19 protein-coding genes and 2 pseudogenes are annotated in these 21,554 nt (G+C 68.0%); 20 read left to right on the top strand and 1 reads right to left on the bottom strand.

The genetic code is table 11. From position 1 onward, the window contains the following. Positions 1-6: 6 nt before the first annotated feature. The 8 genes from ACN27G_RS02270 to ACN27G_RS02235 all read left to right on the top strand — a co-directional run bounded on the left by ACN27G_RS02270 (position 7) and on the right by ACN27G_RS02235 (position 9,139). Positions 7-1,230 (top strand): sarcosine oxidase subunit beta family protein, encoded by a 1,224-nt coding sequence (locus ACN27G_RS02270; RefSeq protein ID WP_421491114.1) that lies wholly within the window; start codon positions 7-9, stop codon positions 1,228-1,230. A 38-nt stretch (positions 1,231-1,268) separates the two neighbouring features. Further along, positions 1,269-1,589 (top strand): sarcosine oxidase subunit delta, encoded by a 321-nt coding sequence (locus ACN27G_RS02265; RefSeq protein ID WP_421491113.1) that lies wholly within the window; start codon positions 1,269-1,271, stop codon positions 1,587-1,589. Then, on the top strand, positions 1,586-4,447 hold the full coding sequence (locus ACN27G_RS02260; protein ID WP_421491112.1) for a 2Fe-2S iron-sulfur cluster-binding protein: 2,862 nt from the start codon (positions 1,586-1,588) through the stop codon (positions 4,445-4,447). The genes ACN27G_RS02265 and ACN27G_RS02260 overlap by 4 nt, the downstream gene beginning before the upstream one ends. Continuing rightward, positions 4,437-5,033, top strand: coding sequence for a sarcosine oxidase subunit gamma (locus ACN27G_RS02255; protein ID WP_421491111.1), 597 nt, complete (start codon positions 4,437-4,439; stop codon positions 5,031-5,033). Before ACN27G_RS02260 ends, ACN27G_RS02255 begins: the two co-directional genes overlap by 11 nt. Beyond that, a complete protein-coding gene (purU, locus tag ACN27G_RS02250) occupies positions 5,030-5,899 on the top strand; it encodes a formyltetrahydrofolate deformylase (RefSeq protein ID WP_421491110.1) in 870 nt (289 codons plus the stop codon). The genes ACN27G_RS02255 and purU overlap by 4 nt, the downstream gene beginning before the upstream one ends. 34 nt (positions 5,900-5,933) lie before the next feature. Then, positions 5,934-6,332 (top strand): hypothetical protein, encoded by a 399-nt coding sequence (locus tag ACN27G_RS02245; protein WP_421491109.1) that lies wholly within the window; start codon positions 5,934-5,936, stop codon positions 6,330-6,332. A gap of 17 nt (positions 6,333-6,349) precedes the next feature. Then, on the top strand, positions 6,350-7,606 hold the full coding sequence (locus ACN27G_RS02240; protein ID WP_421491108.1) for an amidohydrolase family protein: 1,257 nt from the start codon (positions 6,350-6,352) through the stop codon (positions 7,604-7,606). A gap of 876 nt (positions 7,607-8,482) precedes the next feature. After that, positions 8,483-9,139 carry an HAD family hydrolase gene (locus ACN27G_RS02235; protein WP_421491107.1) on the top strand — a complete coding sequence of 219 codons (657 nt, stop codon included), beginning with the start codon at positions 8,483-8,485 and terminating at the stop codon, positions 9,137-9,139. Here the strand turns inward: ACN27G_RS02235 and ACN27G_RS02230 are convergent. Next, positions 9,136-10,467: an XRE family transcriptional regulator gene (locus ACN27G_RS02230; RefSeq protein ID WP_421491106.1), complete on the bottom strand. Its 1,332-nt coding sequence runs from the start codon at positions 10,465-10,467 to the stop codon at positions 9,136-9,138. The two genes, ACN27G_RS02235 and ACN27G_RS02230, sit on opposite strands and share 4 nt — an antisense overlap. A 498-nt stretch (positions 10,468-10,965) precedes the next feature. Between ACN27G_RS02230 and amcA the strand changes: the two are divergent. The 12 genes and pseudogenes from amcA to ACN27G_RS02170 form a co-directional block, all read left to right on the top strand. Continuing rightward, positions 10,966-11,127 (top strand): annotated as a pseudogene (gene amcA, locus ACN27G_RS02225) (multiple cyclophane-containing RiPP AmcA); the annotation flags it as partial. A 6-nt stretch (positions 11,128-11,133) separates the two neighbouring features. Continuing rightward, positions 11,134-12,102, top strand: coding sequence for an NAD-dependent epimerase/dehydratase family protein (locus ACN27G_RS02220; protein ID WP_421491105.1), 969 nt, complete (start codon positions 11,134-11,136; stop codon positions 12,100-12,102). A gap of 21 nt (positions 12,103-12,123) precedes the next feature. Next, positions 12,124-13,104, top strand: coding sequence for a thymidylate synthase (locus ACN27G_RS02215; RefSeq protein ID WP_421491104.1), 981 nt, complete (start codon positions 12,124-12,126; stop codon positions 13,102-13,104). Then, positions 13,101-14,837 (top strand): carbamoyltransferase, encoded by a 1,737-nt coding sequence (locus tag ACN27G_RS02210; protein ID WP_421491103.1) that lies wholly within the window; start codon positions 13,101-13,103, stop codon positions 14,835-14,837. The genes ACN27G_RS02215 and ACN27G_RS02210 overlap by 4 nt, the downstream gene beginning before the upstream one ends. Further along, positions 14,819-15,865, top strand: coding sequence for a hypothetical protein (locus ACN27G_RS02205; protein ID WP_421491102.1), 1,047 nt, complete (start codon positions 14,819-14,821; stop codon positions 15,863-15,865). The genes ACN27G_RS02210 and ACN27G_RS02205 overlap by 19 nt, the downstream gene beginning before the upstream one ends. Positions 15,866-15,916: 51 nt before the next feature. Further along, positions 15,917-16,438, top strand: a complete 522-nt coding sequence (locus ACN27G_RS02200) for a topology modulation protein (RefSeq protein ID WP_421491101.1) — start codon at positions 15,917-15,919, stop codon at positions 16,436-16,438. Positions 16,439-16,462: 24 nt separating this feature from the next. Further along, the gene (locus ACN27G_RS02195) at positions 16,463-17,278 is read left to right on the top strand and encodes a class I SAM-dependent methyltransferase (RefSeq protein WP_421491100.1); all 816 of its coding nucleotides are present in this window, start codon (positions 16,463-16,465) and stop codon (positions 17,276-17,278) included. Beyond that, on the top strand, positions 17,275-18,012 hold the full coding sequence (locus tag ACN27G_RS02190; RefSeq protein ID WP_421491099.1) for a phosphotransferase: 738 nt from the start codon (positions 17,275-17,277) through the stop codon (positions 18,010-18,012). Before ACN27G_RS02195 ends, ACN27G_RS02190 begins: the two co-directional genes overlap by 4 nt. A 22-nt stretch (positions 18,013-18,034) precedes the next feature. Further along, a complete protein-coding gene (locus tag ACN27G_RS02185; protein WP_421491098.1) occupies positions 18,035-18,679 on the top strand; it encodes a histidine phosphatase family protein in 645 nt (214 codons plus the stop codon). A 2-nt stretch (positions 18,680-18,681) separates the two neighbouring features. Continuing rightward, on the top strand, positions 18,682-19,470 hold the full coding sequence (locus tag ACN27G_RS02180) for a phosphotransferase enzyme family protein (protein WP_421491097.1): 789 nt from the start codon (positions 18,682-18,684) through the stop codon (positions 19,468-19,470). Between the two features lie 214 nt (positions 19,471-19,684). Continuing rightward, positions 19,685-19,765 (top strand): annotated as a pseudogene (locus tag ACN27G_RS02175) (translation initiation factor IF-2 N-terminal domain-containing protein); the annotation flags it as partial. Between the two features lie 234 nt (positions 19,766-19,999). After that, positions 20,000-21,418, top strand: a complete 1,419-nt coding sequence (locus tag ACN27G_RS02170; protein WP_421497617.1) for an AAA family ATPase — start codon at positions 20,000-20,002, stop codon at positions 21,416-21,418. The last annotated feature ends 136 nt before the right edge of the window (positions 21,419-21,554 follow it).

Here is a 21,554-nt window from a genome sequence, read left to right as displayed (position 1 = left end):
GCGCTCGTGAGCGAGTTGCCTGAGCATGCGTCATTGCTGTGGCGCAATCCGGACCCGAAGCCGTCGTACGACATCGTGATCGTCGGCGGTGGCGGGCACGGCCTGGCGACCGCCTACTACCTGGCGAAGCAGCACGGCATCCGCAATGTCGCCGTGCTCGAGAAGGGGTGGCTGGCAGGCGGCAACATGGCCCGCAACACCGCGGTGATCCGGTCGAACTACCTATGGGACGAGAGTGCCCGCATCTACGAGCATTCGCTGCAGCTGTGGGAGACGCTCGAGCAGGAGCTCGAGTATCCGTTGCTGTTCAGCCAGCGCGGGCTGCTCGGACTTGCGCACAACGTGCAGGACGTCCAGGAGAGCAAGCGGAGGGTCTACGCGAACCGGCTCAACGGCATCGACGCGCAGTGGCTGGAGCCGGACGAGATCGCGGAGGTCTGTCCGATCGTCAATCTGTCTCAGGACATTCGCTATCCGGTTCACGGTGCGACGTTCCAGCCGCGGGCCGGCATCGCCAAGCATGATCATGTGGCGTGGGGCTTCGCTCGGATGGCGGACTGCCTGGGAGTGGATCTCGTACAGAACTGTGAAGTCACCGGCATCGACGTCCATCGGGGTCGGGTGATGCGGGTACAGACGACCCGGGGTGCGATATCGGCGGAGAAGGTGGCGTTGGCGACGGCCGGGCACACCTCGGTGGTAGCCGGCCTGGCCGGCATCCGGTTGCCGCTACAGAGCCATCCGCTGCAGGCGCTCGTGTCGGAACTGCTCGAACCGGTACATCCGACGGTGGTGATGTCGGGTTCCGTGCACGTGTACGTGTCGCAGGCACACAAGGGCGAACTCGTCATGGGAGCCGGCATCGATGCCTACACCGGGTACGGCCGCCGGGGAGCGTTCCACATCATCGAGCGGCAGATGGCCGCCGCGGTGGAACTGTTCCCCGTGTTCGCCCGGGCGCATCTGTTGCGCACCTGGGCGGGCATCGTCGACGTGTCACCGGACGCGTCGCCGATCGTGGGTCTGACCGACGTCGATGGGCTGTATCTGAACTGCGGCTGGGGGACCGGCGGTTTCAAGGCCACGCCCGGTATCGGCTGGTGTCTCGCCGACACCATTGTTCACAACGCGCCCCACCCGTATGTCGAGCCGTTCACGCTGGAGCGTTTCACCACCGGTGCGCTCATCGCCGAGCACGGCGCGGCCGGTGTCGCGGGCGTCGCGCACTGACCATCCGACCGGCGCAATCAGTTCTGTGGAGTGGTGTGATGCTGCTGATCGAGTGTCCGTGGTGCGGGCCCCGCGACGAGGTGGAATTCCGCTACGGAGGTCAGGCCCATCTTGCGTACCCGCCCGACCCGTCGCGGCTGACGGACGCGCAGTGGGCGCATGTCTTGTACTTCCGGGACAACCCGAGCGGGCCGCATGCCGAGCGGTGGCTGCACGTGGCGGGATGCCGTCAGTGGTTCAACGTCGTGCGCGACACGGTGACGTACGAGATCCTCGCGGTGTACCGGCCGGCCGAGGCGGCACCGCCCCTGACCGGCGCGGCCCCCGGCGGCCCACGCGCGACGGATGCGGCTCGATGACGGCGGCGCCGCGGGTACCGGGCCGCGGCCGGGTCGTTTCCGGCGAGACGCTGCGATTCCGCTATGACGGTCAGGACTACACCGGCCGCCGCGGCGACACGCTGGCCTCGGCCCTGCTGGCCAACGGAGTGCACCTGGTGGGGACCAGCATCAGGTACGGCCGGCCGCGCGGCATCTTCGGCGCCGGTGCCGAGGAGCCCAACGCCCTCGTCCAGATCGAGCAGCCGTTTGGCGAGCCAATGCTCACGGCGACCACCATCGAGCTGTACGACGGGCTGATCGCGCGCGGCCTGCGGGGACGGGGCCGGCTGTCGCCGGACGCCGACCCGGCCCGCTACGACGCGACCCACGCGCATTGCGAGCTGCTGGTCGTCGGCGCCGGGCCGGCCGGGCTCCTCGCCGCGCTGACCGGGGCACGCGCGGGCGTACGGGTGATGCTGGTCGACGATCAACCAGCGGCCGGCGGAGCCCTGCTCGGCGGTGCCGAAACGCTCGACGACGCTCCCGCGGCGCACTGGGCCGACCGGGTGGTCGCGGAGCTGGCAGCGCATCCGCTGGTCCGCGTGCTGCCGCGCACGACCGCGCTCGGCTACTACGACGGGCTCGTGCTGGCGCTGGAGAAACGCACGGACCATCTGGGTGCCTGCGCCCCGGCACGGATGTCGCGGCAGCGCGTCTGGCGGATCCGGGCCCGGCAGGTCATCGTAGCCACCGGGGCGCACGAACGGCCGATCGCCTTCGCCGACAACGATCGACCAGGAATCATGCTCGCCTCCGCCGCCCGCGGCTACCTCAACCGGTACGGCGTACTGGCCGGGCGGCGGTTGGCGGTGTTCACGACCAACGACAGCGCCTATGCCGCCGCGATCGACCTGGCCGACGCCGGGGCGCAGGTCGCCGCGGTGATCGATCCTCGCGCCGCCGCCCCGGCCGCCTGGGTCGCGCAGTGCCAGCGGCGCGGCATCGAGACCCGGCCCGGGCAGGTGGTGATCGGCACCACCGGCCGGTCCCGCATCACCGCCGCGCACGTGGTCGGCTGGGCGGACGGGAAGCCGAGCGGCCGGCGCGACGGCATCGCCTGCGACCTGCTGCTGGTGTCCGGCGGCTGGAACCCGGCGGTGCACCTGTTCAGCCACGCCGGCGGCGCGCTGCGCTACGCCCCGGCGATCGGTGCACTCGTTCCGTCGGACCCCCGGCCCACCGTCCGGGCCGCTGGCGCGGCCAACGGCGTGTTCACGCTCGACGGCTGCCTGCGCGACGGGGCCGCGGCCGCGTGGGCGGCGCTCAGCACGCTCGGGCGCAGCGGCAGGGAGGCGACATTGCCGACCGCACCGGCACCCGGGCCGGAAGCTGCGGCTCAGGTGCTGTGGTCGGTACCCGATCCCGATGACGAGGCGTGGGGTGCGACCGCCTTCGTCGACCTGCAGCGCGACGCGACCGTGGCCGATGTGCTGCGCGCCGCCGGGACGGGTATGCGCTCGGTCGAGCATGTCAAGCGCTACACCACGATCGGCACCGCACATGATCAGGGAAAGACCTCAGGCATGCTCAGCACCGGTGTGCTGGCCGGGTTCCTCGGCGTCGATGTGGCGGAGCTCGGCGTGACCACGTTCCGCCCGCCGTACATGCCGGTGGCGTTCGCCGCGCTCGCCGGGCGAGACCGGGGACAGCTGTTCGACCCGGTCCGGGCCGGGCCGCTGCAGGCGTGGCACACCGCCCGCGGCGCGGTGCTCCAGGACGCGGGGCAGTGGAGGCGGCCCCGCTACTACCCGCGGCCGGGCGAGGACATGACGGCCGCGACCGCGCGCGAGTGCCTGGCCGTGCGCGAGCGCGTCGGGCTGACCGACGGCTCAACGCTGGGCAAGATCGCCGTTCACGGGCCCGACGCGGCGGCCCTGCTCGACCTGATGTACACCAACCTCATGAGCAGCTTGAAGGTGGGCTGCATCCGCTACGGCGTGATGTGCGGTCTCGACGGAGTCATCATCGACGATGGCACCGTCGCACGGATCGCCGAGTATGAGTATCTGCTCACCACCACCACCGGCGGTGCCGCACACGTCCTCGACTGGATGCAGGAGTGGTCGCAGACCGAGTGGCCGCACCTGCGCGTCAGCCTGACGGCGGTGACCGAGCAGTGGGCAACCTTCCCCCTGGCCGGCCCGCGCTCCCGGGACGTGCTCGCCGCGGTCGCACCTGGGCTCGCCCTGTCCAACGGGGCGTTCCCCCACATGACCTGGCGCGACGCCGAGGTCGTGGGAGTGCCGGCCCGGCTGAGCCGGATCAGCTTCTCCGGCGAACTCGCCTACGAGGTCAGCGTTGCCTCCTGGCACGCGCAGTCCGTGTGGGAGGCGCTGCTCGCCGCGGGGGAGCCGTTCGGGATCACCCCCTACGGCCTGGAGGCGACGCTCGTACTCCGCGCCGAGAAGGGCTTCCCGATCATCGGCCAGGACAGCGACGCGACCACCACACCCCACGACCTCGGCCTGGCCTGGGCCGTGTCGGACCAGAAACCCGACTTCATCGGCCGGCGGTCGTTCGCCCGCCCGGACAACCGGCGCCCCGACCGCAAGGGCCTCGTCGGCCTGCTCCCGGCCGACCCCCGGGTGCTGCTGCCCGAGGGCGCTCAGCTCATCGCGACGAGCGTCGTGCCCGACCCGCCGGTACCGATGCTCGGCCACGTCACCTCCAGCTACCACAGTGCCGCGCTGAACCGCTCGTTCGCGCTGGCGCTGGTCCGCGGCGGATCCGAACGGATCGGCGAGACGCTCTACGCGCCGGTGCAGGACACCGTCATCCCGGTCACGGTCACCGACCGGGTCTTGTACGACAAGGAGAACACCCGCCGTGACGGCTGATCTCATCATCGCCCGCAGCCCGCTCGAGGAGTGGACCTCGGCCTTCGCCCGGATGCCCGCCGGCATCGCCCTGCGCGAAGTGCGGCCGCTGACGCAGCTGTCGTTGCACCTGTTCGGCGACGGCCCGGCCGCCGAGGCCGTCGCCGGGGTGCTCGGAACGGCGCTTCCGACGACGCCGTGCACTTACCGGGCCACCCCGGACATCGCCGTGCTCTGGATGAGTCCACGCGAGTGGCTCGTCCTCGCCCCGCCCGCCGGCCGGCCGGAGCTCGCGCGGTCGCTGCGCGCCGCCGTCGGCCCGGATGCCGGCGCGATCGTCGACGTCTCGGCCCAGCGGACCACCCTGGACCTCTCGGGGCCGCTGGCGTCCGAGGTGCTCGCCCGCGGGTGTTCGATCGACCTGCACCCGAGCGTCAGCCCGGCGGGGACGTGTGCGCAGACGCTGCTCGCCCTCGCCCGCGTCGTGCTGCTCGTCCGGGACGACACGGCGACCGAATTCCGGCTGCTGGTCCAGTCCTCCTACGCGGCCTACATAGCGGCGTGGTTGTTGGACGCCTGCGCCGAGTACCGGGACACCCGCTCGTGAATGGTGCGCCCGCGGACTCCCAGTTCGTGCTGACGGTGCGGTGCCCCGAGCGGCCGGGGATCCTGCACGCGATCACGTCGTTTGTCGTCGAGCACGGTTGCGACATCAGCGAGCACCAGCAGTTCGACGACACCGCCCGTGGCCAGGTGTTCCTGCGTACCGGCTTCACCGGACCGCCGGCCGGGATCACGGTGGAAGGGCTCCGCCCCGCCTTCACCCCGACCGGCGATGCGTTTCAGATGGACTGGCAGCTGTACGACGCGTCGCGGCGGCCCCGCGTGTTGATCATGGTATCCAGGTTCGACCACTGCCTCACCGATCTGCTCTATCGGTGGCGCAGCGCCTCGCTGCCCGCCGAACCGGTCCTGGTGGTGTCGAACCACGCCGACCTTCGCGCGCTGGCCGAGGACGCGGGCCTACGATTCGTGCACCTTCCGGTAACGACGGCGACCAAGCCGGCCGCCGAAGCCGAGCTGCTCAGGCTCGTCGAGGCCCACCAGATCGAGCTCGTCGTCCTGGCGCGCTACATGCAGATCCTCTCCAACGACCTCTGCAAGCGCCTCGACGGACGAGCGATCAACATTCACCACTCGTTCCTGCCCGGCTTCGCGGGTGCACGCCCCTACCATCAGGCCTACGACCGGGGCGTCAAGCTCGTCGGCGCCACCGCGCACTACGTCACCCCGGAACTGGACGAGGGCCCGATCATCGAACAAGAGGTGGTCCGAGTGGACCACCGTCTCTCACCCGACGGCCTCGTCGCCGCGGGACGCGATGCCGAACGCGTCGCCCTGGCGCGCGCCGTCACCTGGCATTGCCAGCGCCGGGTGCTGCTCAACGGCAACCGCACCGTGGTATTCGACTGACACCCGACGCCAACCAGACCGAAGGAGAACAGAAATGAGCGAGCAGACCTATTCACCCGCCGTCGGAGGGGTGATCCTGCACGAGAACGCGCGGGTCCGCGTCTGGGAGATGACGCTGCAACCCGGTGAGCAGTGCGAATTCCACCAGCACCATCACGACCACATCATCCTGTATCCGCAGGACGGCACCCTGCAGGGGCAGGAGGCGGGCGACGCCGACTGGGGCATCATCACCGAGCCCGTGCCCGGCTTCGTGCTCTTCCGCACCGTCGGCACCACGGCCCCGCTGCCCGCGCACCGGCTCCGGAACATCGGCGACGCGCCGGTCGTGCACTACATCATCGAGCTTCTGGAAAAGTCGCCGAACACCGAGTCGCAGCCGTACGAGCACAATGACCGCGGCCGGTTCGAGTTCCCCTCCCGGACAGACTGAACCAGAACGAGAATCCAGTGGGATACACCATCCGCGCCGGGACACTGTTCGACGCCACCCGTGGCGAGCCCGAGCGCAACGTCATCATCGCCGTACAGGGCGAACGATTCGGGGAGATCTCGCCCAGGCCCGCGCACCCGGGTCCGGGCGACGACCCTGACCTGGACCTGTCCGACTACTTCGTGCTGCCCGGGCTGATCGACGCCCACACGCACCTCGGGCAGGCGCTACCAGTCGCGGCCATGCGCGACGACGGCCTGCTGTCGGCGGCCAGCATCGCGGCCGGGATCTTCCGCAACTGCGGGCTGTGCCTCGACGCGGGCGTCACCACCGCCCGCGACCTGGCCGGTCTCGACGGAGGCATCGTCCAGGCGGTCGACGCGGGCCTCGTGCGAGGACCCCGAATCTTCCCCTCCGGGCCGGCGCTCGCCCAGACCGGCGGCCACGGCAGCGGCCACACGCCGTACCGGATGACCGATGCCGCGCTGTGCATACCGGGCCTGTTCCAGCGAGCACTGGTGTGCGACGGCGCCGACGGGGTCCGGCTCGCGGCGCGGACCGCCCTGCGACGGGGCGCGACGCAGCTCAAGGTGTATGGCAGCGGTGGCGTGGTCTCCTTCGCCGACGGCCCCGCAGACGTCCACTTCACCGTTGACGAACTGCGGGCGGCGGTCGGGGAGGCCGAGGCGCGCGGCACCTACGTGACCTCACACGCCCACAACGTCGAGGCCATCCGGCGGGGCCTTGCGGCCGGAGTCAGATGCTTCGAGCACGGCACCCATCTCGACGAGCCGTCCGCGCAGCTCATGGCGAGTCACGACGCGGCGCTGGTACCCACGTTCATGGTGGTCGCGGTGATGCGCGAGCGCAGCGATGCCTGGGGGCTGAGCGCCGAGGTGCTCGACAAGCTCGCCGGCGTCGGCGAGGCGATGGCAAATGCGCTGCGTCTCGCCCTGGCGGCGGGAGTGCGCATCGGATCCGGGTCGGACCTGCTGGGTGCCGAACAGGCCGGCCGGGCGCTGGAGGTCGAATTGAAGTCGCGCGTCATCGGCTTCAAGGCGGCGATGCGCGCCGCGACCCTCGGCAACGCGCAGATCATGGGTATCGACGTCGACCTCGGCTCCGTCGAGTCCGGCAAGCTGGCTGACCTGATCGCCGTCGACGGCGATCCCCTTGTCAATCCGGCCGTGCTCTCGGATCCGGACCGGGTGAAGCTCGTCATGAAATCGGGCCAGGTCGTCAAGGACATCAGGTCTCGGAAGTTTGATGACTGAAGCTGCACCTGCGAGGTGACCAGGCGACGTTCCCGATCAGGGCCGCCGCGACGGCGACCCGGTAACGTGACCATCTTCGGCGAGTCCGCGGGCGGCCGGGCTCTTCCGCAGGTCGATCATACAAAGCGGGCACCGGTCGTCTTCGTACAGTCTCGACGTCGCCGCACAAGCCAGCGCACGTATCGCGCAGATCCTCGGGTCCGGGTACTGCCCACCGGCCCGTGCTCACCCTCGCCGACCGGCTCCTCACCGCCACCCTGCACTACCGCACGGCAGAGCCAAAGCAAAGTTAGTTGTCCAGCATTGGACAGGACGATTGGCGGTCGCACCGGCGCCTGAGTTTGTCACAGTCCGTGACAGGAGACTCCTACAGCCGCGCGACACCGCGGCGGCCGGGTAGGGCTTCGGCTCAACCCGCCGGGAGAAGATCCTTCATCTCAGCCCTCCTGTAGCTCGCTCGACACCCGTCGCCGACCCGCTCACACGGATTCAGCACGAAAAGCAAGCGCTCCTACGGAGCGCCCACCCATCGACCTCTGTAGCCCGGCGATCAAGACCGCCGCACGGGGAACGTCCATCCAGTACCCCTCGGCCGAGCTTCCTTGTCAAGACCATTCAGCTGCTGCGATCCAGCTCACGAGCATCACCGGCAACAATGATCGTGCAGGGGCGCATCGATCCGTCCGGGCGAGTACGCCGTGGTCCGACGGCGGTGCCCAGATTCCGGAGAACCCAGATGTGCCAACTTTCCGCGATGCTCCGTCCGCTTGTCCTTCCGTCGTCGCGGGACGCCCGGCCGCCCCGGCTGCAACCGGCAACCTCCGGGCACGCAGACCCCCATAGATCACCCTGCGTATCCAGGGGCACAATCGAGATGTGATCGCGAGCGTGTTCTTCGATGTGGGCGAGACGATTGTCGATGAGTCCCGGGAGTACGGGACCTGGGCGGACTGGCTCGGTGTACCGCGCCACACCTTCTCAGCCGTCTTCGGGGCGGTGATCGCTCGGGGCCTCGACTACCGGGAGACGTTTCAGGTGTTCCGGCCAGGGTTCGACCTGGCCGTGGAGCGGGAGCGCCGCACGGCGGCGGGACAGCCGGAGTCGTTCACCGAGGAGGACCTGTACCCGGATGCCCGACCGTGCCTCGCCACGCTGCGCGAGTCGGGGCTGCGGGTCGGCCTGGCCGGCAACCAGACCGCACGAGCGGAGACGATCCTGCGTGCCCTGGACCTGCCGGTCGACGTGATCGGCACGTCGGACGGCTGGGGTGTGGAGAAGCCGTCCGCGGCGTTCTTCGAACGGGTGGTGGCCGAGGCGGGCTGCCCGGCGGGTCAGGTGCTCTACGTCGGCGACCGGTTGGACAACGACATCCGGCCGGCGCAGGAGGCGGGGATCGCGACCGCCCTGGTCCGTCGCGGCCCGTGGGGGTACATCCTCGACGACAGGGCGGTCAGCGACCGCTGCCTGTTCCAGCTCGACTCGCTGGCCGAGCTGCCCGACCTCGTCCGCAAGCACAACGAGTCGGCCGGCTAACCAGGAAGAGCCGCTCGGCCGGCGGCGAGAGCGGCGATGCGTTCGTCGAGCTGGGCACCGTGTCGGCTGTCGCCGAGTAGGGGCCGGACGGCGCGGACCCGGTCGAGGCCGGTGCCGTACCAGTCGGTGTGCAGGGCGTCGACGGCCTGGTTGAGGTAGTCGGCGGCCTGGTCGCCGTCACTACCGTGTGCGGTGGCGAGGTCGGCGAGGACGACGCTGCGCTGCTTCGCGCTGGTGCCGGTGAGCCCGGCGAGCGCCTGGTCGAGTTGGCCGGCGGCTTCTCGATGGTCGCCGCTGGCGAGAGCGGAGTACCCGGCGAAGGAGTGCAGGCGGCCGTTGTCGTAGAAGTCGAGCCATTCGGGCGGGGTGGAGTCGCCGTCGATCGCCCCTGCCGCCAGGTCAATGTGACGGCGGCTTGCAGCTGCCGCTCCGGCCCGCGCCTCCACCTCCGAGGCGACGCAGTGCAGCCAGGAACGGACCATGGGGCTGACTCCGTGCCAGGTGTGTTGGATGGCTGCGTCGATCAGCGGGCGGGCGCCGGCTGGGTCGTGGCCGAATGCGGGAATGAAGGCGGTGTGGCCGAGAACAGCCGCAGCCAGGGCGTGGTCGCCGGCGTCGCGGGTGGCGGCGAGGGCGACGTCGTAGCAGCGCTCGGCGATGGCGGGCTGGCTGAGATCGAAGAAGGCGAGCCGGGCGGTGAGCAGCGCGGATTCCGCGAGGGCGCTGGCGAGGCTGGCGCGGCTGGTGCCGGTGGCTGCGCGCAGGAGCCCGATGCCGAGCTGGGTGTGGGCATAGGCGGCCTCGTAGAGCGGCCGGGTCGGGCTGGTCCAGTACAGCTCCCGCTGGTAGCGCACGATCTGCCGGTACGCGTCCGGGTCGACGATCTTGCCGTCGGCCTGCGCGGCGTCGGGGTCGAGGGACAGCAGTGGCGCGACCAGGGGCAGCATGCCGGCGCCGACGAGGGCGCGTAGTACGGACGCGCGGTCCCAGCCGTTGCCGTTGTCGTTCCCGGTGAGCATGTCCCACAACCTCCTGAACTCGTGCAGTGTTTCCGCCTCCGGGCGTACGGCCAGCTCGTCGGGGGTGAGCAGGCCGAGGTCGCTCGCTGGCTTGCCGAGGATCGCGACGAGGTGTTTGCGGTAGCGCGGGTCCGGCCACCGTTCGCCGATCTCCCAGCGTCGGACGGTGTTGGCGTTCAGCCCGGTGTCGGTCTCGCCGGCGCGGGTCATCTCACTACGGATTCGTTCGGTGATCTCCTCGTACGACCACCCGCGCTGGAGTCTCTCCCACGCGAGCCGCCGGTTCGGGGGATAGCGCCGCTCCGCCATCGAACACCTCCGGGCATCGCCAATCGACGTAGATCACGCTAGCCAGTCTGGCTACGGGTCGTCACTACCTGGTTGCGATTGGACGGGCAGTGGACGGTACCGGCCGACCGCCCAAGACGGTTCGCTATTGCCGAGCCTCGAACGGTGCCGCCCGACGGCGGCTACGCGGCCAGCCCGAATCGCCTACAGCTCAGGGGGCAGATCGTGGACACGTTGATCAGACTCGACAAGACGATCTCGGGCCCGCGCCTGGTTGCGGCGGTGATTCGTGGCTCCAATGTCGTGAGGCTGTCTCCTCGCCTGCGTACTGCCATGAGGGCTGCGCGGGCGGGTGACCGGCGGGTTGCTCCCACCCGCAGCCTTGCGGTGGCGGACCCGCTGTCCCCCCGGCGGGTCCGCCACATCGGCCGCGAGCGGATCGCCTCCGGCACGCACCGCCGGCACACCCCCTACCACCGAGCCGGCATGCAGGCGGCACGGCGATGAACCGTCTACCTCTCCCGCAACGGCGCCATGACGGCTGCCAACGGCGCTGGCGGACAGGAGTGCAGAAGCCGCCGGACCGCGATCGGTCGGGCATGCGTTCCGGCGGTCGATCCTCCCCTGCTCACTCACGCCTGGCGGCTGATCTTCGAACGCAGCACACGTAAGGAGGCGTGACGATCCATGTTCCGAGTCCTGGTGACCGGGGCGGCCGGCTTCATCGGCTCGCATCTCGTCGACGCGCTACTGGCCCGAGGCGTGACGGTGATCGGCCTGGACCGTCGCCGGCTCGGCGAGCACGCCCTCGCGGACGAGAACCTCGCCGCCGCAGTCTCCGACCCGTCGTTCACGCCATGCCACCTGGACCTGGCCACCGATCACCTCGACGACGTGGTGAAGGGCTGTGAAACCGTCTTCCACCTCGCCGCCCGGCCCGGCGTCCGTCAATCCTGGGGCAGCGATTTCCTCGACTACGCCCAGACCAATGTCCTCGGCACCCATCGACTCCTCGACGCGTGCGTCCGGCAGGGCGTAGGACGGCTGGTCTTCGCATCGTCGTCCAGCGTCTACGGCCCGACGAACCGGCCGAGTCGGGAAGACGACCCGACCTGTCCGATTTCCCCGTACGGCGTGAGCAAGCTCGCCGCCGAGCACCTCTGCCTGGCCTACGCCCGCCGCCCCGACAGCCAACTCAGCGTCGTCGCACTCCGCTACTTCACCGTGTACGGGCCTCGACAGCGACCCGACATGGTGATCGGTCGGATCCTGTTCTCCGCCTACACCGGCTTTCCGATGACCCTCTTCGGCGACGGCAGTCAACACCGTGAGTTCACCTACATCAGCGACGTCGTCACCGCGACCATCGCCGCGGCTCATCTCGACGTCCGGGCGACAGTCGTCAACGTCGGCGGTGGCGCGAGCGTGTCCATGCGCGGCGTCATCGACGAGGCGTCGAAGGTCACCGGCCGGCAGGTACCGATCAAGGTCGTGAACGCCCAGCCGGGCGATGTGCCGGCGACCGCAGCCGACCTGACCCGCGCCGGCCGGCTGCTCGGCTACTGGCCCACCGTCGGCCTGCACGAGGGACTCGCCAGGCAGGCCGCCTGGCTGGTCGACCTGTCCCGCGACCGGCTCGCCACCTTCACCTCCTGAACCCCGCAACGGAGCCCACCCATGATCGTTCTCACCGCCGACTCGGCCAGCGAACTCTTCACCGCCGCCTGTCAGGCCGTACTACTCAACGGTCACGCCGCATCCCCACGCGACCACGCCACCACCGAGGTCATCGGCGCCCACCTCTGCCTGACGAATCCCCGACGACGGATCGTCCACGTACCACCCGCCCGCGTGATCAACCCGGCCTTCGCCGTTGCCGAGGCGCTGTGGATTCTCTCCGGCTCGGACGACCCATGGATTTTCGACTACAACGACAACCTCCGCCGGTACGCCGACGACGGTATGCTCCAAGGCGCCTACGGCCCACGACTGCGTCGATGGGGTGGCCGGATCGACCAGCTCGACGCCACGGTCGACCAACTCGACGCCGTACGACGCCAACTGCACGCCGACCAGGACACCCGGCGAGCCGTGATCCAGCTGTACGACCCGTCCCGCGACCACCGGGGATACCGGGACGTGCCCTGCACCCTCGGCTACCGCTTCTTCATCCGCCAGGGCCGGCTCGAAATGCACACCAGCATGCGCAGCCAGGACCTGTGGCTCGGCTTCCCCTACGACATCTTCACCACGACCTTGATTCAGGAGCTGATGGCCGGCTGGCTCGGCGTCGACCTGGGCGAATACCACCACCACGTCGACTCCCTGCACCTCTATGCCAACAACACCGAAGCCGCCGCCGCCTGCCTGCACGGTCTGCCCGGCGACGCCGAACTGGCGCCGGTCACCGTGTCGTGGCCGGACCTGGACACCCTTCTCCAACGCGTGATCTTCGGCGCCACCGACTCAGAAGACGGGCCGACCTGGGACGCCTTCGGCCGGACCCTCAGCAGCTACCGAGCCTGGAAGGCAGGCGACCGGGACCAGGCGCGGAAGCTCGCCGCCGCCACCCCCGACCCACTCGGCCACGCCCTCTCAAGCTGGTACGACCACCTCGCCCCGGCCGTCGCCACAGCCACGCAGGACGCACGAGGATGAGGGCGCGACCGGACAGCCGCCACGCCGACGTCGTGCTGGGCCTGTGCGCGTACACACACGACTCGGCCGCCGCGCTCCTGGTCAACGGATACTTGATCGGTTTCGCCGAAGAGGAGCGACTCGACGGGGTCAAGCACAGCAAGGCGTACCCGTCCAACGCCGTCGCCTGGCTGCTGGCCGAGGCCGGGCTGACCGCAGACCAGGTGACGACGGTCGCGTACAACTTCGACGGCCGCCGCTACCTACCCGCGCTCGGTCAACTGCCCGCGCACCTGGCCGCTTCCGTGACTCGCGCCCGGGCGGTGCCCCGTGCTCGCAGCTTCCTCACCGTCCGCCGCCGCTACCAGGCCAGGATGCGAGACTTGTCCCGACGGTTTCCACACGCCCGGCTCCGCCCGATACAGCACCACCGCGCGCACGCCCTCTATGCGTTCCTCTCCGCCGGGGTGGACGACGCGGCCGTCCTGATCGTGGACAGCCTCGGCGAACTTCAGACCACCACCATCTGGCACGCCGCACAGCACGACGCACGGCCCTTCCGACTCGTCCTGCACGACGCGGTCGACGACCCCGCATCGCTCGGCTACGCCTACGGCTCCGTCACCCAGCACCTGGGCTGGCGTCGGGGCGACGAGGAAGGCACGGTGATGGCACTGGCCGCGCTCGGCAACCCGGAACGCTTCCACAGCCTCATGAGCCGAGCGATCCGCCTCACCCAGAACGGCTTCACCCTCGATCCGACCCTGCTGCCGCTGCGGGTGCTCTCCAGCCGGTACGGCCGGACCACACCGGCATTCGCAGCCGCCACCTGCCCGCCACGCCTGCCGGGCGCACCGGTCGAACTCGTGCACGCCGACCTGGCCGCCGCACTCCAGGAACGGACCGAGCAGGTGATGCTGCACCTGGCCCGGCGAGCCACCCGGCTCACCGAATCCGGCCTGCTCTGCCTCGGCGGCGGAGTGGCGATGAACTGCGTCGCCGCCGGACTCATCACCCGAGCCTGCATCGTCGACGAGGTGCACGTACCGCCCGCGCCCGGAGACTCCGGCACCGCAATCGGCGCGGCAGCAGCCGCCTGGCTCGACGCCACCGGCCGGCCACCCACCGGCGTCGAACAGCGCTGCTACCTCGGCCCGGCGTACCCAAAGCTGACCCTGCACAACGAACCGCGCCCCGGCCTGGCCGCCGAACGCTTGGACGATCCTGTCCACCACCTTGCCCGGCGGCTCGCCAGTGGGGCGATTGTCGGACTCTTCGCCGGCCCGTTGGAGGCCGGGCCACGCGCGCTGGGCAACCGGTCGATCCTCGCCTCACCCCTCTCACCCGGCGTCGTGGATCGGCTCAACGCCACCGTGAAGTTCCGCGAACCGTTCCGGCCGTTCGCCCCGGTCATCCTCGCTGACAAGGCGGCCGACTACGTCCAGCTGCGTCAACCCTCGCCATACATGTCCATCGCAGCCCCCGTCACCGACCTGACCCGCACTGTCCTACCCGCGATCGTCCACGCCAACGACACCGCTCGGGTGCAGACCATCACCCACGCACAGCATCCGCTCCTCGCCGACGTCCTGACCGCGTTCGGCCAGATCACCGGGCACCCAGTCCTGATCAACACGTCGCTGAACGTCAAGGGCAAACCAATCTGCGGTACTCCGGATATGGCGCTGGCCTGCCTCACCGCGACCGGCCTGGACGCTCTGCTCATCGAAGGCTGGTGGGTGACCAAGTGCTGATCGGCTACAGCTTCTGGGGATTCCTCGGCCCCGGCATCCTCGACACCCCCGACGGCGGACGCAGCCACCGCCGCACACTCATCGACGGACTACGCCACTCCGGCCACGACATCATGTTCCTCCAGCGCAACCGCGACCTGGACGAAGCCGGAAACAACCTCACCGAGCCCTATCGGTGGGATGCCGGCCTGCCCGACATCGACGTCCTGTTTCTCGAGTGGCGCTGGCCCATTCCCGGCCGCAACACCATGCCCTGCGGCCGGCCCGGCCACACCTGCGACCTACACCGGCAAGCCGAACTCCGCACCCACTACACCCTCAAACTCGGCATCCCGACGATCATTTGGGACAAGGACCGACAGCTCGACCCGCATGCCTCGCTCCGCCAGCTCAACCACGTCACGATCTGCGAGCCTGCGCTGCACCCGAGCCCAGGGACGGTGTCGCTGCTCTTCCCCATCGCCGACGCTGCCATCGACACCGCCAATCCCGCCGCACTCGCAGCCCATCCCCGACCGACCCCACTGGTATACGTCGGCAACCAGTACGACCGCGACGACGCGTTCGACACCTTCTTCGCTCCCGCTGCCGCGCAGCTATCCCACCTGATCGCCGGCAAGTGGCCCGACACCAACCGCTGGCCCGATCTCAATTTCATCGGCCGGGTCCCGTTCCCGCAGGTCACCGAGATCCACGCCAACGCCCTCGCCACCGTGCTGCTGCTACCCGACCGCTACGCCCGTGTCGGCCAGATCACCCAACGGATCTTCGAAGCGATACTCGCCGGCTGCGCCCCGCTCCTGCCTACCACCGTCCGAGGCGCCGCCGGACTCGTACCGGCGAGTCTGCACGTCACCAATGCCACCGACGTACGGGACCGGGTCGGCTGGCTTGCCGAAATCGCCGGCACCAACGACCACACCAACCTGATCGCCGACTGCCTGCGCCGCCTCGCCCCGTTCCGGCTCTCCGCCCAACTCGACGTACTCGACCATCTTCTGCGTCATTCGGACCGGGTGCCGTCATGAGCCGCCGTGTCCGCCCGACATCACCCCGTCCCGCGCCTACCCTGGAGGACCATGGACAGGATCGCCATCATCGGCTGCGGCGGCAGCGGCAAATCCACCGTCGCCCGGCAACTGGCCCGCATCCTCGACGCGCCGCTGACCCACCTCGACTCGATCTACTACGACGCGCAGTGGAACCCGCTGCCCCAGGACGAGTTCGCTGCCCAGCAGGAGAAGCTCGTGGCCAGCGAGCGGTGGGTCATCGAGGGCAACTACGCCGGCACTCTACCCATCCGGCTGGCCGCCGCCGATACCGTGATCTTCCTCGACCTATCCGCCCTGACCTGTCTCTGGGGCATCGCTCAACGACGCTGGCGCTACCGGGGCGGCCAGCACCAGGCCGACGGCGTCTACGACCGGATCACCTGGAACTTCGTCCGCTACATCCTCAGCTACCGACGCACCATGCGGCCCCGGGTCGAGACCCTCATCCGGGAACACGGGCCGCACGTCCGACTGATCTCACTGCGCAGCCGCAGGCAAGCCAACCGACTGGTCGACCGGCTACGGCAACAGGCCCAGCCGATGACGTAACCGGGCCGGGACGGGAGGCGGCCGGTGTCGGCTAACCCGTTCCTCGACCCCGCGCTGGTCCACGGCGACCTGTACTGCACCGACGACCGGCTCGCGGAACGCACCCGCGCGCTACACCATGCCAAGATCGTTGGGCGAAACGCCGCCCAAGTCGTCGTGGACCTGCTCGCCCAGCGGACCTCGCCCGGTGCGGTCGTGCTCGACATCGGCTGCGGGCGGGGCACCACCACGCTCCGGATCGCTGCCGGTCTCCGCCCTCGACGGCTTATCGCGGTCGACGCTTCGGCCGCGCTGCTGAACACCGTCCAGACCCGGTTGGCCCAGGCCGACGAGGTCGGCTCGACGGTCTGCGCCGACTTCCACCACCTACCGTTGCCCGATTCGATGGCCGACGCGGCGGTAGCCGCGTTCTGTCTCTATCACTCGACCACGCCGGCCGCCGTAGTCGCGGAGATCGCCCGCTGCCTCCGTCCCGGGGGTGTCGCCGTCCTGGTGACCAAGTCGCTGGACAGTTACGCCGAACTCGATCATCTCGTCCAAGCAGCGAACCTCGACCCCGACGCTGTCAGCCAGCCGAGCCTCTACGAGAGCTTCCACAGCGGCAACCTGGTCAACATCGCCGCCACTCATCTCGCCGTGCTCGATGTCCTGCACGAGCAGCACGTCTTCGAGTTCGCGGACGCCACGCACCTCGCCCGATACCTCGCCACGACCCCGAAATACAGAATCCACCCTGTGGGCGGGCCAGCCGACCTGGCCGCGATCCTCCGGAAACGGCTGCCGGCGCCGCCGTATCCGACCCGGTCCACCGTCAGCTACGCCCTGGCAGCACGGCCATGACCAGTAACCTCTTCCTCAAGCGGTACGACGACCCACAACGTTGCTCGGCAGCGGCGGCCCATTACGCCTGGTTCACTTCGCTGAAGTCCGGGGTCCGCCTCCCGCATCTGGTCAGACGGACGAGTCGTCACCTGGCCTTCGAGCGACTGCCGGGCCGGACACCCGAGGTGTCCGATCTGCCTCGCGTGGCGTCCGCGCTCGGTCGGCTGCATAACGCCGCGTACCGGAGAGAGCTGCACTCCGCGCGCCTCGACCAACCCCACGCCACGTCGACCGGGCTGGTACTTCCCGACTTCACCGGGCCGCGTCGGGAGGCGCTGCATCGGACCGCCCGTCTCACGGGCGTAGACCTGGCCGCGCTCGACACCGTCCTCGACCGGCCCGGCCGGCCCGCGGCCTTCTTCAAGGACCCAAACGTCCGCAACTACCTCGTTGAGGGAGAGAACGTCGCCGTCGTCGACTTCGACGACCTCACCCTCGCCCCTTTCGGCTACGACCTGGCCGGCCTGCTCGTCACCGCCTCGATGACGTACGGCCGACTCTGCCAGCAGACCCTCATGAGCTGCGTCGATGCATACCGAGCGGCGATCGCGCCGAACCTCTGCGACTTGGACGAGCTGCGGCAGTACGCCGAAATGCACCACCTCTTGACCGTCCGGTACCTCGGCACCAACGGATACCGGCACCCGTGGCCCACCGTCCGACCCTGGCCCGACCCGTTCACACCGACGTGACCGCCCTGAAGGAGCCCTACCGATGGCCCCAACCACCGAACTCGTCATCGCCCGCCACGGCGAAGCCGCCTGCAACGTCACCGGAATCGTCGGCGGCGAACGCGGCTGCACCGGACTGACCGACCAGGGTCGCCATCAGATCACCCAGCTCGCTGCCCGGCTGACCGCGGAACAGGATGGCCGCCCCTACTCCGTCTTCTACTCCACGCCTCGGCGTCGGGTGGTAGAAACCGCCGAGATCATCACTGAGGCACTCCGCGTGCCAGCCAACGTCGAGCCGGACCTTCGCGGTGTCGACCACGGTGATGCCGACGGTCGTCCGTGGGCAGACATCAAGACCGCCTTTCAGGGTCCGCCACAACACTCCCCGGACATGCCGTACGCCAACGGGTCCGAAACCTGGAACCAGTACCTCGACCGGGCAACCAGAGCCCTACAGAAGATCCTCGCCCGGCACGACGGCGAAAAGATCCTCATCGCCGCCCACGGCGAGACCATCGAGGCAGCCAACCACCTACTCCTCGCACTCCCCCACAACGCCTGCCTACGGCTCGGCTTCGTCACCGACCACGCCTCAGTCACCCGATGGCAGCGCCCAACCAACCGGTTCGGCCGCACCATCTGGCAACTCGTCACCCACAACGACACCCGCCACATCGAACTCTGACGATGAGCACCACCGATCTTCTGCAACTCTGCCGGCGTCTCCTCGACACAGACGCGGTACCCGTCACGTGGCACCCAGGCCATGCCGGGCCTCAGGTGCTCTGTGCTTCGACCGCAGAGCACGGCGAGGTGATCGTGAAACCCCATCGCAGCCATAAGCGGCACACGCAGGAGGTACACGCCTACCGGACCTGGGTCAGGGCCCTCGGTGACCGGGCGCCCCGCCTACTCGCGGCAACCGACGATCCGCCCGCGATCGTCATCACCGCCCTGCCAGGTATCCCACTCAGTCAGCGGAAGCTCAATCCCGAGGCTGAGCGAGACGCCTACCGCCAGGTGGGGCAGCTACTGCGGACGCTCCACGACGCCCGGCCGCCGCGGCTGGAGCCGGACTGGACAGCCTGGCTCGCCGAACGCGCCGAGTACTGGCTCCACCAAGCCGGAGCGCGCATTACGCCCAGCTACCGAGCCGAGGTACGCGCCCACATGCGAGCCCTCCAAGACCTCGCCCCGCTACCGACCGTGCCATGCCACCTCGACTTCATGCCCCGCAATATGATCTACGACGACGGCGTCGTTCATCTGATCGACTTCGAGCACAGCCGCTACGACCTGCCCGCCCGCGACCTCGTACGCCTCGCCACCCGCGTCTGGCCTATGCGCCCGGACCTCCGCAGCAGCTTCCTCGAGAGCTATGGCCTTCTTACCACCGCAGATCTTGAGGTTGTAATTCACAGCCGCTATCTCGATGAGCTGACGAGGTCGCTTTCGGGTACAACAATACCCAAATAGTCATGTCTGGGACGAAATGCCAAGCAGGATCAAGTAGCGGGCCGACGCACCCCGACGCCTGAGAGCGCTAGCGAAAGCTCCTCACTGTCGCTAGTCTCTGTCGAGTCTTCATCTCGACCAGACCCTCCGAGGTGGGACATCGTCGATACCGCATTTGGGGCAGTGCCCAATTTGCCTCACCTCCTCGAGAGGGTGGGCTCAGTTGAGAGTTCGAGTGCACGAGCTTGCCAAGGAGCTCGGCATATCGTCGCAAACTTTACTAAGGAAGCTCGCAGATCTGGGTGAGTTTGCAAAGAGTGCTTCGAGCACTCTTGAAGGCTCGACGATCTTGAGGGTGCGAGAGGCCATGGGGCATCCCGCAGGCATATCTCGGGCAACACAAGCACAAGCTGGGCACTCAGGTTGGCGATCCGGCGCGGTGCGCGCATCAACCCATCCGGATGTCCTGCACCATCTCACCCTCCTGAAACAACAGTTCTCTGTCACAGTCGATCACCAGACGTCCTTAGCCGCCCTAGGGTCGCAATTCGTGTTCGCGAGAGTGGGCGGACCATCAGGATCAGAGGAGTGCGGCATCGCCCTAGTGCGCTTCAGTGGCGCCATCGAGGCCGCCTTCGGACTCACGAGAGAAGTTCTCTTCTTCTATAGCCCATATCGCGATTTGCAGATTAGGACTTTCAACGCCGCCAAGAAATCCCTGTCGAATCTCCCGCGCGAAGTAACACCAGACATGATGTTTTTCTGGGCACCAGACGAGCGACTACGAGAAAAACTTGACGATTGGTCTTCCGGAAACTTCCTGGCAATACCCCTCGAATTACCAGGAAACGGAGACCCAATCTCGCTCATTTCGCTTTTCCGGGATTATATCTTCTCGCGAGACCTATTCTACGAAACCACCCCAGTCCGCGGCGAACGGTTTTTCGGCCGACGAAGGCTCCTACAAAGCCTCCGCGAAGACGTAAGAAGTCAGCGAGTCACCGGACTATTTGGACTAAGGAAGTCCGGGAAGACAAGTGTTCTATTCGAGCTGGCTCAAACCCTGGATAATAAGCAAACGATCATTGTCCTGAGGGATCTGGAGAGCCTACCCTCACCGCCCGCAGACCCCGTTCCCGACCTTCTTCAGGATCTGGTTGATGATCTGCTTTCGCAGCTAAGGAGTCGCGAACTCAGAAGCCAAGAGTTAACCGCATTACCTTCAAATTTTAGCCTTCCCGAGTTTAAGCGCGGATTTCAGACGATCTTGCGCCGCCTCAACAGCGAGGACGTGAAGGTTGTGCTCATGCTGGACGAGATCGAGTATTTAACGCCATCTGACCGGATTGATGTCGCGGAAGGCGACATGACCTCCATAGCACAGTTCCTTGGCGTACTACGAAGTCTGGTGCAAGAGAACGGCAACTTCACGTTTCTACTCTCTGGCCTAACGAGCTCTATTATCGAAAGTGGCCGACTCTATGGACGCCCCAACCCACTCTTCTCTTGGGCCAAGGCAAATTTCCTGGCACCTTTCGAGCGCCACGAGGCCGATGACCTAGCTAACTCTGTCGGTAGGAAAATGGGCATAAGTATCGATGGCGGCGCTCTTGAAGCGCTTTTTGATGCATCCGGGGGACACGCATTCCTATACCGGCACTTGGCGTCGACCGTGGTTCAAGACTTGCCCGTTGACGTTTTTCACAGGCAGATCCGGCGAACTGACGTTCTACGTGCACTTGAACCATGGCGACGGCTCGTTGCAGGCAACATGCAAGAGATGCTCAACCACATCAAACGCTACTATCAAGATGAGGCGTACTTGCTAGAGATTCTTCGGGAAGAGCCTACGGAATTCCCTACAATCGCCGAAGCAGCACCGCTGGCCCTTGGCCACTTGATTAGCTTGGGATTAGTGCAGCAGACCGATGACGCGTACGAGCTTACTCCGGTGTTGCACCTGCTATGATCGGACGAATTGAACCTGCTGCAGCTATACGTGCGGAAACCCTTCGGTCGCGTCTGCGACGTCACAAACTCGTCTTTGCACAGCTTGGCGCCACTTTCACGCCGCTTCGAGAGCTCCTCGTGACTAGCCTCGGCGG

This window comes from Plantactinospora sp. WMMB334, from assembly GCF_049179095.1.
Classification (GTDB): Bacteria; Actinomycetota; Actinomycetes; order Mycobacteriales; family Micromonosporaceae; genus Plantactinospora.
Note: the sequence above shows the minus strand (reverse complement) of the source record. Positions and strands in the feature narration are given on the sequence as shown.